10 protein-coding genes are annotated in these 13,808 nt (G+C 42.6%); 2 read left to right on the forward strand and 8 right to left on the reverse strand.

Features of this window, described 5'->3' with window-relative positions:
* Nucleotides 1–3 precede the first annotated feature (3 nt).
* Nucleotides 4–1,329 (forward strand): basic amino acid/polyamine antiporter, encoded by a 1,326-nt coding sequence (locus ACMVDV_RS12185; RefSeq protein WP_416158291.1) that lies wholly within the window; start codon nucleotides 4–6, stop codon nucleotides 1,327–1,329.
* Nucleotides 1,330–1,450: 121 nt separating this feature from the next.
* On the opposite strand, the gene ACMVDV_RS12190 is transcribed toward ACMVDV_RS12185, so the two are convergent.
* From ACMVDV_RS12190 to ACMVDV_RS12210, 5 genes are all read right to left on the reverse strand, one after another.
* Nucleotides 1,451–5,761 (reverse strand): alpha-1,6-glucosidase domain-containing protein, encoded by a 4,311-nt coding sequence (locus ACMVDV_RS12190; protein WP_416158292.1) that lies wholly within the window; start codon nucleotides 5,759–5,761, stop codon nucleotides 1,451–1,453.
* A 21-nt stretch (nucleotides 5,762–5,782) separates the two neighbouring features.
* Nucleotides 5,783–8,689: a TonB-dependent receptor gene (locus ACMVDV_RS12195; protein ID WP_416158293.1), complete on the reverse strand. Its 2,907-nt coding sequence runs from the start codon at nucleotides 8,687–8,689 to the stop codon at nucleotides 5,783–5,785.
* A gap of 303 nt (nucleotides 8,690–8,992) precedes the next feature.
* Nucleotides 8,993–9,610, reverse strand: a complete 618-nt coding sequence (locus ACMVDV_RS12200; protein WP_416158294.1) for a LysE family translocator — start codon at nucleotides 9,608–9,610, stop codon at nucleotides 8,993–8,995.
* The gene (locus ACMVDV_RS12205) at nucleotides 9,611–9,793 is read right to left on the reverse strand and encodes a hypothetical protein (protein ID WP_064668494.1); all 183 of its coding nucleotides are present in this window, start codon (nucleotides 9,791–9,793) and stop codon (nucleotides 9,611–9,613) included.
* 12 nt (nucleotides 9,794–9,805) lie between these two features.
* Nucleotides 9,806–10,204 (reverse strand): DUF3224 domain-containing protein, encoded by a 399-nt coding sequence (locus tag ACMVDV_RS12210; RefSeq protein ID WP_416158295.1) that lies wholly within the window; start codon nucleotides 10,202–10,204, stop codon nucleotides 9,806–9,808.
* 88 nt (nucleotides 10,205–10,292) lie between these two features.
* On the opposite strand from ACMVDV_RS12210, the gene ACMVDV_RS12215 reads away from it, so the two are divergent.
* Nucleotides 10,293–12,074, forward strand: coding sequence for an ABC transporter transmembrane domain-containing protein (locus ACMVDV_RS12215; protein WP_416158296.1), 1,782 nt, complete (start codon nucleotides 10,293–10,295; stop codon nucleotides 12,072–12,074).
* On the opposite strand, the gene ACMVDV_RS12220 is transcribed toward ACMVDV_RS12215, so the two are convergent.
* The 3 genes from ACMVDV_RS12220 to ACMVDV_RS12230 form a co-directional block, all read right to left on the reverse strand.
* Nucleotides 12,061–12,219, reverse strand: a complete 159-nt coding sequence (locus ACMVDV_RS12220) for a hypothetical protein (protein WP_416158297.1) — start codon at nucleotides 12,217–12,219, stop codon at nucleotides 12,061–12,063. The genes ACMVDV_RS12215 and ACMVDV_RS12220 overlap by 14 nt on opposite strands.
* A 36-nt stretch (nucleotides 12,220–12,255) precedes the next feature.
* Entirely contained in the window at nucleotides 12,256–12,888 is a 633-nt protein-coding gene (locus tag ACMVDV_RS12225) for an OmpA family protein (protein WP_416158298.1), read from the reverse strand.
* A 77-nt stretch (nucleotides 12,889–12,965) separates the two neighbouring features.
* Nucleotides 12,966–13,760, reverse strand: a complete 795-nt coding sequence (locus ACMVDV_RS12230) for a substrate-binding periplasmic protein (protein ID WP_416158299.1) — start codon at nucleotides 13,758–13,760, stop codon at nucleotides 12,966–12,968.
* Nucleotides 13,761–13,808: the final 48 nt, after the last annotated feature.

Raw genomic sequence — 13,808 nt, forward strand, 5'->3', positions numbered from 1 at the left:
CAAATGAAAGAAAATAAAATTGGATTAGTAGCGCTAACCGCGCTGGTTTTTAGTGCCATGGTCGGTGCGGGTATTTTTAGTTTGCCACAAAATATGGCTGAAGTTGCGGGCGTAAATGCAGTGTTAGTTGGCTGGCTTATTACTGGTGTTGGTATTTTGCTACTTGCTGGATGTTTTTTACAACTCTCTCGCGCTAAACCTGAACTTGATGGCGGTATTTATATTTATGCCCGAGAAGGTTTTGGCGAGCTTGCTGGATTTTTATCTGCATGGGGCTATTGGCTGTGTGCCACCATTGGTGTTGTTGGTTATTTAGTTGTGGCGTTTGCTGCTTTAGGTGCATTTATTGATACCCCAGAACGCACCCTATTTGGCGATGGTAATACTTTTGCAGCCTTTATCGGTGAATCTATTATTTTATGGGCTGTGCATTTCATTATTGTGAGAGGCATTAAACAAGCCTCTTTTGTAAACCTGCTTGGCACCATAGCTAAAGTGATACCCTTATTATTATTTATAGGCTTTGCTTACGCGTACTTTGACCCTGCAATATTTAAAGCAAATCAAAGTAATGTCAGCGTGAAAACTGATTTTATTGAACAAGTAAAAAACACTATGCTAATTACTTTATGGGTGTTTACTGGCATTGAAGGTGCGGCAGTCCTTTCGGCTCGAGCTAAAAACCGTAAAGACATCGGCCTTGCCACATTTATAGGCGTGATTGCTGCGCTAATTTTATATATAGCCATCACCATGTTGGCATTTGGGTTAATGAGTCAGGCCAATATTACAGAACTTAGTAACCCTTCAATGGCAGGCATTATGGCAATGATAACAGGGACCAGTGGTAAAGTTATTATTAGCGCGGGACTTATTGTATCTGTATTAGCCTCTTATTTAAGTTGGATTATTTATGCTGCAGAAGTACCTAACAGCGCAGCCAAATATGGGGCATTTCCTAACATATTTAAGCAACAAAATAGCAATGGGACATCTATTGCATCACTGACCTTAACCAGCCTAACTGTGCAACTTTGCTTAGTACTTATTTTGTTTACCGGTAAAAGCTATAACACCTTAGTTCTTGTTTCTACGTCCATGATATTAGTGCCTTACTTTTTAGTGGCCGCTTACATGGTAAAAGTAGCCTTTGCAAACAAGCTTTCTGTTGCTATTAAACTGATGGGCTTTGGTGCCAGTATTTATGGACTATGGCTAGTATATGCTGCGGGGCTAAACACGCTGCTGCTATCTGTTATTTTATACATTCCTGGCATCATGCTATTTATGTATAGCCGTAAACAATTTAAGTTAAATGAAAATATTTAAAATCAATGCATTATAAAATATCTTTACCAGAGTTCAGGTTAAGCCTTTTAATGCACTTTTAGCACTAAAAAAGCCGAGCATACAGGGTTATGCTCGGCTTAAGCCTAGGAAAATATAATCACTACTGTTTAGTAATAAGTAGGTTCATATTGTCCTTATCTGGGCCAATCACTTTAAACGTGTAATTACCTGATTCGGTAATACTCAGCGCTATATTGCCCCCTATCACTTCAAGCAACATTATCTCGTTAATATTTACTATTGGTGCATCGCCTACCCCACCGAAGTCCACAGTGTTCCAATCTTCAGAGGCTATTTTGAACTCATAATCACCGGCATCTAAATCAAGTGATGTACTATAAATAGCATTCCCTTGATAGATTAGGGGGTTGTCGGTACCCCAGCCATTTAAGCTGCCACGTAAGTAAACTTGAATGTCTGCAAACATTTGCGCATTAAATACACTCAGCGTGGGTGCATTCAAATCACTGGCATCAAAAATAAACTGATATTCGCCCTCGGTTGCAATATCCATCATCATATTAGCGCCTTTAGCAGCTAATAACTTATCTTCGGCAACGGTTACGATTGCATCCGCTTCACCTGATCCATAATCAACGGTATCCCAATCTTCAGCAGCAATTTTAAATTCATAACTGCCTGCATTGAGTATTTTAGTAACGGTATAAACGCCTTTACCTTGATAGATTAACTCATCACTGATGCCCCATTCATTTAAGCTGCCACGAACAAATACAGGCGTGCCAACGAATGGTTCTTCGTTATAAACTCTCAGCGTTGGATTGTCTTTATCGCTGGCATCAAACGAGAATACATAAGTTGCATCAATTGCGGCATTAAAGGTCATATTCGCGCCACTGCGCATTAAAGGCTCGGTTTGATTTTCCAACACTGCTTTATCAGCATCAGACAGCGCGCCAAAATCCACACTCGACCAATCTTCAGAGGCAATTTTAAATTCATAATCTCCCGCAGCTAAAGTAATAGCGACACGGTATTCACCATTGCCCATATACTCAAAGCTGTCAGCTGTGCCCCAATCATTTAAACTACCGCGCACATACACTGCAGTACTACCAAAAGGCACTACGTCTGGCGCGCCCACTGTTGCATTCGCACTTAAGCCTACGCCTTGGCTCTCGCCTTGTGGTTTTACAAATACCGCGATTGTATAGGCTGGGACTGTAAATGTACCGTCGGTTTCACTGGCAGTAAAACTCACTCCAGACATACTGCTATCGGTGCTGTTTTTAAGTATTGGATGTAATTCAAACTCAGCAGCGGTTGGTACTGTATGTGAAAGCGCTTGCTCAGTTGCATTAATTACTACCACGAGCGCGTCAACTTGGTTATCTAAATCAGCAAAACCTTGACCGTCATCAATGCTCATTACTATCAAACCATGTTGCTGGTTTTTACCGACATTGTGAAAACCTACACGGTCAATAACATCTTGCTCTGTGGTGAGTCTAAATAATGGGCTGGCACTACGAATAGCTAAAAACTCTTGGAACACATCCCCTGCGTAAGCTATATCTTGCGGCTGTGCAGCAGCTTGTGGATTACCTGAGACCTTAATGATCTCAGGCCATTTCTGTTGATTTTTCTCAGCATTAGGTAAACCAATATTCCAATTATTATGTTCTTTCGTTAAATCTACCGCATTAAACCAATCCCCTGCATTGTAGCTATCACGATCCATTGATTTTGAGCGTAGTAAATCAGCCCCAAGTTGCATAAACGGGATACCTTGGCTTACTAACGGAATTGCTAATGCCATATTATGCGCACGCACTCGTTGCTCAATACTCATACTTGTTGCATGTTTATATTGCAGTTGATCCCATAGCGTTTCGTTATCGTGCTTTGATACATAGTTAATGGTGTCTGCTGGGTCTAAAGCATAAGCCGTCGGCTGCGTATTCCAGCTAAAGCTATTACCTTTTGCCGAATTACCTTTAAAGTCTTTCAGGATATAGTTTTGTAGATTACCCGCCAGCGATAAACGCAGAGTATCTTGGTCTGCTAAATTGCCATCGGTTGGGTTATTACTAAACATAGCTCCACCGCGCACAGCCTCACGGATGCGGTCATTGAAGGTGCCTACTTCTGAGCCTGCCATATCAGCTTGCTTAGCTTGAGTGAACAAGCGGTTATTAGCCACTTCACCAAAGTCCCAGCCTTCGCCATAAAAGTAGTTATCAGGATCAACGGCTTGCACCGCTTCACGCGCTGCTAAAATTGATGATTTTGGCATGTGCCCCATAACATCAAAGCGAAAGCTGTCGTAACCAAAATCACGAGCAAGAATAACCAGTGAATCGCTAACAAACTTGTCCATCATCACATGTTCCGTCGCGGTGTTTTCACAACAGGTTGAACGCTCAATATCCCCCGTTACTTCGCTGTATCTGTGGTAATAACCAGGCACGAGTTTATCGAAGACTGATTTTTCCCAAATGCCTGATGAGGTTGTGTGGTTGTAAACTACGTCCAGTACTACACGAAGGCCGACTTCTTGCAGTGACTGCACCATAGCACGAGTTTCTAAAACACGGGCAACGCCTTCAGCACTTGATGCATACGAACCTTCAGGAGCAATAAAATGATGCGGGTCGTAACCCCAGTTAAAGCCGTCTAAATCACGCATCGCGCTGGCAAGTGCTTGTGCATCATCAGAACCCGAAAAGTAGCTTTGCATTAAATGAGCAATGATGCTGTTTTCATCTTCGATTTTACAAGCATCGGCGGCATCGTCTATTCGCTCACATAACTTACCTAGGGTGTCAGTGATTTCAACGCGCTTATCAGCATCTTCTTCAATGGTGCCAATGTCAGTGACTGGTAGTAAGTGAAAATGCGTTAAACCTTTGTCAGCTAGTTGCTTAAGGTGCTGCATAGGGATGCTTTCAAGCTCAGTAAATGCTAAATACTTACCTTGGTTTGCTGCGCTTACTGACGTATCGCGAATACTAAAATCACGGACATGACCTTCATAGATAATGGCATCTTCTGGGTTGGTAATTGTTGGTACACTGCGCTCATCCCAGCCTTGTGGTTTGGTATCGTCATCATTTAAGTTGATCAACTGTGAATACAAACCATTGCTTGATACATTCAGTGAGTAAGGATCGGTACTCCATAAACTTTCAATCGCTTGAGTAGTAGGGTGGTAAACATCAAACGCAAAGTGGTAGTAATGGCGGTCATAGTTACTATCTAGGCTCACAGACCAAATACCGGTATTGTTGTCTAACGTCATGGCGGTGCTATGCACTTGTGCTTTATCGGCGTCAAATACATTAAGCATCATATTGCTAGCGGTTGGTGCCCATACTGAAACATCAATTGCATTGTTATTATAATGCACGCCTAGCATGGCTTCATTTGCGTCGTTTTCACCTTGGGTGTAAAGTGCATCAAGGGCTTTGGCGGTTTGCACAAAACTTGCTTCAAGTAGCTTGCCTTCTGCATCGTAGCCCGCTACAACGAGCTGTTGTTTTATAAGTTGTTTTGCAGTAGCGGCATCCCAATTACCTTGATAGGCAGTCCAATCTGTTAAGTGCGGTACTTTCGCTGCTTGTGCATCGGTTAAACTCGTTGCCATTAATTCAACTGTTTCACCATTTAAGCCAGTATCAACATCAACAACCAAATCGGCAGCAGCTGATGAATGCAGCTTAATAATCTGCGTAAGCTCATTACTTGGCTTATACAGCACAGTATTTAAATCAATCCAGTGTGCTGATGCACCGTCAATTGCAACGGGACGTTCGCCAAGCGCTTCTACTGGGTATTCAAATACTGTTGGCTCACCGTCAAAGGTAAAGTTCATACGTACAAAACGCTCGTCGTCCTGCATCAGTGGCATGGTTAAATCCACATCACCATGGGCTTTACCTGAACCTTCTGTGCCAATATGAATAATAAAATTAGCACACTCGGTGTAACCGTCTTTTAGTGCCACAATCCAATAAGCTCCATAGTTTGGATCGACACCATTATATTCATGGCCATTAGCCCAATCGGTGGCATCAAACGGTGGCGCGTAAGCATCACAGCCCTCGGTATTCCAAGAGTGTAAACGATAGCCTTCGTACCCTTCATTTTCATCGCGCTTATAAAATAAAATAGCCTCACCTTCGCCTGCGAATACCATAGGGTCTGGTAAGTCGGGGTTATAGCCACTGGTACAGCTTTCATTATTTGCATCAGGAAATAATGGTGCGTCACAAGAGATAGGTTCAGGGTCAACACATTGAGTGCCTGCTGCATTAGGGACTTGCGGTACATCACAAGTTAATAAGGCTTGGCCTGCTTTTACATCGCTACTGCCTGAGCCTCCACAGCCAAATAGTAGTGTTAAGCTCACTGCTAATAGCAAATGAGTCAATTTAGTTATTTTATTCATTATTTATGCTCCAATTTGCTATTAGTGGCTATAGGTAAAACCTAAATAAACCTGACGACCAAAGTACTGGGTAGTACCGGTGATGTTTTCATTGCCAAAGTAACTTTGGGTTGGTTCATCGGTAAGGTTATTAACCTGCAGCAACATGCCAAATGAGTCAGTAAATTGATAAGAGGTTTGAAAATCGACCACGGTCTCGGCATCAAAATTGACCACCTGCTCATTGATCGCCACTTGCTCTGAGACAAAGTCTGAGCGGTAACGCACATTAAGGCGGGTTTCAAAGTTATTTAAGCTGTAAAATAAAGTGCCGTTTAATACGTTTTTAGACAACCCAGGTAAACCTTGTGTAACCGTTTCACCACCTAAGCTGGTGATAGATTCAACTTCGCTCTCGGTGTATGAATAGCTACCGTTAAAACCGAGGCCATCAAACGGCGCGGGTAAAAACGAAAATACTTGTGTGTAGGCAAGTTCAATACCGCGAATATAACCGCCATTGGCGTTATTTACCGCTGTTGTGTAAGTACCGTTAGTTGTGGCAACTTGCTCGCCACTGACGGGGTTTTCTATATAGTCAGGGACGTTAAAACCATTGCCTTTAAAATCAAACCCTTCAATGGCGATGGTATCGATAAACGAATCAATGTTTTTATAAAAACCTGCAACCACTAGCGCACCATCTGACTCATCAAAATAATGCTCATAAGAGATATCGTATTGGTCGGCATAAAACGGTTTTAAGAATGGGTTATTGGTACTTGAGCCGTTAATTTTACCGGTGGTTTTATCAGCCTCTGCGCTGGCATCCCCCGCTAGGCGATTGATTGGCGGGCGAGACATAACTTTAGCCGCAGCAAAGCGTAATTGCGTGTTATCGGTTAGCTGAAAGTTTAAATTAAGCGATGGCAGATAATCGGTATACGTTGTGCCAAGTACATTAGGTAAATAATTTTGATTTATGATGCCGATACTGTCGGTAATGTTTTGTGCACCCAGTGATAAATCACCATTGACGTTTTCTAAAATAGTAGCCGATTGGTCGGTATCAACACGGCGAATACCTATATTACCCAGTACCGGCATAGTGCCGATTTCAGTATTGATATTAAGCATGGCGTACGCTGAAAGCACTTCTTCGTATACTGAGCCACTTTGTAGCATGGTCCATGAGTAGTTAGTGGTATAGCCTTGTGTATCAGGTATTTCATCGCCATCAAGATCGACAACGCCATCGGCGTTACCCCAGGTTTTAACTGGCTCCGGTGCGCCTTCAGGAAACCAAGCATTAAGCGCTTTGTCTAAATCAATCGCCAAATATGATGGGAAATAACTAAAATCACCTTCCCAATCAACAACATTTACCATGTCATTGGTTAAACGCAGTGGTGGCTCAGTTGCTGAGAAATCACCGTCATTGCCGTATTCAAACACTGAGCGGTTATTGCTGTATTCACGATCAGAGTAACGCGCGCCAAATTCAACAGAGCTAAACCAGCTGTTATCCAACTCATATTTAAAATCAAGGCGGTAGGCTTTTACTTCATCTTCATTCTGATAAGGGTAAATACCATATTTACTAACCATTACTCGGTCGATATCGCTAAACGCAGCCGCTTGATTAAAGCCTACATCTGGTAAATTTAAACCATTAAGTTGGTAGTTTATTGATACGTTTTTATCTAACACCGGTTCTTCGGCTGAGGCATCTTCGGCAACCAGCGCCCACAATAAACCATTGCGGAAATTACTTTTAGCACGGGACAGCGACACATCAACATTAACGTTTAAGCGTTCTGTCACTTGCCAATCGGCGTTAACACCGTAGCTATCTACCTCATCAAAATCTTGGTTATCATCATTGACAATTTCAACGCGAGTATAGCTTTTTGAAGTACGATTAACCGAGGCGCCCACCACCGAATTGCCCTCTAGCTGAGCGTTTGTGTAAGTGGCCGTTGGGCCGCCTAATTTTACTCGTAAACCACGGGCAAACGATTCACTATCAAAGCGTGATAAAAATACATCACCCTTTAATTTAAAGTTATCTACCGGTGCCCACTCAATCGCCGCCATATAACCGTTACGGGTTTCTTCACCACCTAAATGCTGGAGCTCAAAACCTTCGCTGATATATTCGTTTTCAGGCTTTAGTTCTGGGCCATTGCTATCATTAGCAAGGCCATCTACGTCTTTATGATCGTTATAAGCAAGGCCAATAAATTGTGTTGCTACGCTTGGTTGAAATAACCGCGCATAGCCAAGGGCGACACCTAAAGTATCGTCAAGATACTTACCTTGATAGGAAAAGCTAATGCGATCGCCAAACTCAGTGGCATCATTCACCTCTGACGCTCGGTCGTTGTACATACCTCTGGCGTTCACCACAAACTTGTGTTGCTGATCATTATTAAGCGGGCTGGCTGTTTGCAGCTCTACCGTACCTGCCACGCCGCCTTCAATTAATGACGCCTTTGGTGATTTATACACCGCAGCTGAGCTGATCAACTCAGACGGATATTGATCAAACTCAATACTACGACTGCCGCTAGTTGAGACTTGCTCGCGACCATTCAAAGTTGAAAATACAAAGCCACCGGACATACCGCGAATGTTGATTTCAGCCGCTTGGCCGCCGGTTCGTACCGCAGAGATCCCCGGCAGTCGTGTCAGCGCATCCGCCATAGATACATCAGGCAAAGCACCTAAGTCATCTGCCGACAACTGCTCTGATACAGTATCGGTAAAGCGTTTTTGATTAAGTGATTGGATTAAACTACGACTAAAGCCACGCACTTCAATGACTTCAAGGTCTTCTTCTAGTTGTGGTTTTTTTACGGTGCTTGGTGCGTCACTTTCAGCCACAGCCAATGCACTGCAGGTTGCAAACATCGCGAGCATTAACGCACTCAGTTTGAATTTCCCCATGAGTTTCCTACCCTATTGATTTTATAATTGTGTGCTTTTTATTTTTAATTTGTGGATAAAATAAAACCAATAAAGTGTAACTAAAAAGTAAATTAAGTGTGATGAATACGTATGCACCAGCAAGGGCAATAGCTAGCAAGGAAAGGAACTTAGTCACGAGGTGCTGCGATCATGTAGATAACGTAAAATATATCGACCAGCTAACAGAGAAAGTCAGCCATACGTCGTTATTTCACAGGAGCATTAAAAATTACTAAGAACAGCTTTTAAGGTAAGCAGTAAGGATTGCAAAAATTGAATAAACTACACCATTAGCACCACTCTTATTGCTAGCCCTATAAAAACCACCGCTAATATTTTATCAAGCCAAGGGGAAGATTTGGTAAAAGCAAAGCGCTTTTTTGAAAGCTCAGTCAACGCTGCAACAAGCAGATACCAGCCAGTATCAATCATAAACACGGTTAAACACATGATCATACCAACCTGAAAATTTAAGTTTTCAGGGTCAATAAACTGTGAGAACAAGGCTAAAAAGAATACAGCGAGTTTAGGGTTCAAAAATGCGATAGCAAAACCATCTTGCAGCGCTTGTTTGCTATTACCACTTTGCTGAGTAATCTGTAACTCATCAGCACTTGGTTTTGCTAATAAGATTTTAATTCCTAAATATGCCAAGTATGCTGCGCCTAGATACACTAACACTTGATATACAGTGGGAAATTGCACCATCAGCGCACCGAGGCCAAGTAACGATGCTGCGGCATAAAAACCGACACCAACACCATGACTTAGCGCTGCCAGCATGCCATTTTTCATACTGCCATGAATGCTATGCTTTAACACTACAGCCAAACTTGGCCCAGGTGACATTGCACCCATCATACAGACAGCGACTAAACTGAGCCAAAGTGATAGTGTCATCTACAACTCGTTATTTTCAATGAGCAACGCATAGCCATTCGCTTCGCCGAAAAACCCTGTGATTGAGCTTACATTTATGACTTTCCAGCCATCTTGGTTTAACTGATAAATCTTTTCATTAAGTGCTTTAATATCTGCGCCACCAAAAAAACGCGTCTTTTTAAATTCTATTATTTTTTGCACTGCTATAACCTTTTAAAGTTGATACTCAAAATCATAAAAATGTATTCCAGCTTCGATGCGAATTGCCATTTTCCCGCTAAGGCCGGTAAGTTCATGGCTACCCGAATCTGGCACTACATTTAAAATCAATGAATCTTGGCCTTTATCCATAGTACCAAAATGTTGCAGGACAAAGCTGCCTTGTTTACCTGCAAGAGTACCAACTACTTGTTCAATTGCCACATAACCGGCACTACCTTGGGTGGCGGTCATGGCGCTGAGCATTTCGCCAGTGCTGGTCGCCTCAAGCTCCCCAGTAAAGGTTTTATCAATCGACATACGACCTAAATTTACGCCATCAATGCCTTTTGCATAGCCTTCAATGGGGTTGAGTTTAACGTTAAATTCACCGGTTACTTTATGAGTTGCCATGTTAGTCCCTTAGTTGTTATGAGCTTGGTTATTGAAATTATGATTTAAGTAACCATATCTATACCCTATTGCACAAAAAGAATCCAGCATGAGCACCAATAAAGCCGAGCCAAAAGACAAAGCTGCTTTTAGTAGTTTGATTCCGATTTTTCAGTTTATTAAACCCTATAAATGGGTGGTATTTTCGGCGCTTGTGGCGCTACTTGTAACCGCTGGGGTTAATTTATCACTGGGCCAAGGGGTTAAATTTGTAATCGATCACGGCTTTATTGCCGGCTCCCAAGAACAGTTAAAACAAGCCATCATAGTGCTGATTGGCTTAATTAGCTTACTCGCAGTGGGAACATTCAGCCGCTTTTATTTAATGTCGTGGATTGGTGAGCGCGTTAGTAACGATATTCGTAAAGCGGTATTTGATCGCATAGTTACTTTGCATCCAAGCTATTTTGAAGAGAACCGCAGCGGCGAATTAATGTCGCGCTTAACAACCGACACCACTTTATTGCAGTCAATCATTGGCTCGTCATTTTCCATGGCACTGCGCAGCGCACTGATGTTGGTAGGTGGTTTAGCCATGTTGTTATTTACTAATTTAAAGCTCACTTTAGTGGTAGTTGCCTGTGTGCCGCTGGTGTTAGTGCCAATGATGGTGTTTGGCCGTAAAGTGCGCAAACTTGCCAGCTCCAGCCAAGATGCGATTGCCGATATCAGCACCTATGCAGGTGAGATCATTCAAAATATTAAAGTAGTGCAAAGTTATAGTCATGAACAACGTGAGCAAGCCGCATTTGCACTAGAGACCGAAAAAGCCTTTAAGGTTGCGAAAAGCCGTATTAAACAACGTTCATTTTTAATTGCAGCGGTGATATTTTTAACCTTTAGCGCCATTAGTGTGATGCTGTGGGTCGGTGGCAGCGATGTACTGGCAGGGACTATGAGTGGTGGTGAGCTAGGTGCATTTGTGTTTTATGCCATTATGGTGGCAATGTCGGTAGCAACGGTGGCCGAGGTCTATGGTGAGCTGCAACGCGCGGCGGGTGCCGCAGCAAGACTACTTGAATTACTCGCGGTAAAAAGCGAAATAGTTAACCCAGTACAACATCTTGATGACCAGTTACACAACAATACTGATTTAGCCGCCATAGAGCTTAGTAATATTACCTTTAACTACCCGTCTCGCCCTGATGTTAGTGCACTTAAAAATGTATCACTCAGTATTCAACAAGGGCAAACCGTGGCGATTGTAGGCCCTTCTGGTGCTGGTAAAACCACGTTATTTGAATTACTACAACGTTTTTACGACCCTGCCACTGGCGCTATAAAATTCCATGGCATTGATATAAAAGATCTATCACTGAATACGCTACGAAACAGCATGGGCATGGTGGCACAAAACCCGATATTGTTTAGCTCTGATGTGATGCATAACATTCGTTATGGCAACCCAGATGCAACCGATGAGCAAGTATATGCCGCAGCCAAACACGCTCATGCCGATGAGTTTATTGCGCAACTACCTAATGGTTATAAAAGCTTTTTAGGTGAGCAAGGAGTGCGTTTATCTGGCGGGCAAAAGCAACGCATTGTGCTTGCGCGAGCAATCTTAAAGGATCCTGAAATACTACTGCTTGATGAAGCAACCAGCGCTTTGGATGCACAAAGTGAGCATCATGTGCAAGCCGCGCTGGAGCACTTAATGCAAAACAGAACCACCTTGATCATTGCTCATCGCCTCGCCACAGTAAAACATGCAGATATGATTGTGGTAATGGAACAAGGTGAAATTATAGCAACAGGGACTCACCAAGAGTTATTAGCGATAAATCCGCTATATCAGAAATTATGTGAGTTGCAGTTTAATAGGGATTGAAAGCGGTAAGCGGTAAGCGGTAAGCGGTAAGCGGTAAGCGGTAAGCGGTAAGCGGTAAGCGGTAAGCGGTAAGCGGTAAGCGGTAAGCGGTAAGCGGTAAGCGGTAAGCGGTAAGCGGTAAGCGGTAAGCGGTAAATAATCTCAATCATTTGCTTAGGTAGCAAATGATTGAGATAAAACATTAACCCTCAGTATTAGGTACGATTTGAATTTCTACACGGCGGTTTTGCGCGCGGCCGTTGGCACTGTAGTTACTGGCAATTGGGCGAGTTTCGCCGTATCCACGGGTACTAATACGCCCAGCTAGAATTTGCTGATTCACTAAATAACCTTTCACACTCTGCGCACGCTGCTCAGATAGGTTCATGTTGTAGCTGTCTTTACCTGTGCTATCAGTATGACCTTCAATGCTTAGATAGGTCTTTTCATATTTATTCATTACTTTTGCAATGGCATCTAGGGTGTTATGAAACCCCGATGAAATATACGATTGATCGGTGGCAAAAGTGATATTAGATGGCATCACTAAACGTAAGTTATCGCCTTCACGCACAACCTCAACACCTGAGCCGGCGAGCTCATCACGAAAGGCCGCTTCTTGCTTATCCATGTAATCACCAACCGCAGCACCGGCTAGCGCACCAATGGCGGCACCAATAAAGATACGTTTATCATCATGATCTCCCGTCGCCTTACCTAGTACTGCCCCTGTAGCTGCACCAATGCCAGCGCCCATGCCGGTGTTGGTGGTTTCACAACCCGTTAGTAATAGCCCAACAATAGTCGCAGTTAGTAATGGTTTGGTTAAAGTCATGGTATTTCCTTGGTTATTATTTCTTTCATTAACATCTATTATGCAAAAATTGCAATGAACGAAATATGAAGAAGATGTTAAAAGCGCAGCGCTTGTTCATTAAGTGGCGGCAACTTATAGGGGGCAATTATTTGATTGAGCTGACCATTAGTCGCCATGGTTTTCATTAATACTTCAATCTGTTGCGCAAGTAGAGTTGTTGAAAACTGCTTACTTAGGGCAAGGTAGCCATAGATTGTATCATTAAAACGATACTGCATTTTAAGCAGTTTATTGGCTGGTTGATTTAACACGCTCATGGCATGATCTGCGGTGTCTTCGACTGCAATAACTAAATCTGCCCGATCTTTTAATAACAGTTCAATGGCTGTACTCTCAGCCAAAACAGGCACTTTAATCAACTTCTTATCGTCATCAAAACGTTTGAAATGTGCTGCGCCACGCATCACTGCGATTTTCTTACCATATAAATCATCATAGTTTTTGATTTGTAATTGACTATCTTGGCGCGCGTAAAATACAAATGAAGATCTTAAAACCATATAAGGTGGTGTTACAAATTGCATCCTTTGTTGGCGCTTAGCGGTTAGGATCAAACCGCCCATCGCATTAACTTCGCCTTGCTCTAACATTCTTACACAACGTGAAAATGGGCAACCAACCAGCTCTAACTTAAAAGGCAGTTGCTTTTTCATCTCCTGAAAGATATCAACAATCGCGCCTGAGACTTCACCATTTTGATTAATTTGGCTATATGGTGGTGCGTGATCAACGGCTAACGATATTTTTTGCACAGCCGCATTAGGTTGAATTGCAGCATAGGCGTAGTTTACAAAGGCAAAAATTATAAAAATATAAACAATAAATCGCATAACTACTTAACTTTAACAAAGCCTTTTTTACATTGTAGACAGGTACAA

The sequence above is a fragment of the Pseudoalteromonas sp. ASV78 genome (genome assembly GCF_047806705.1).
GTDB lineage: Bacteria > Pseudomonadota > Gammaproteobacteria > Enterobacterales > Alteromonadaceae > Pseudoalteromonas > Pseudoalteromonas prydzensis_A.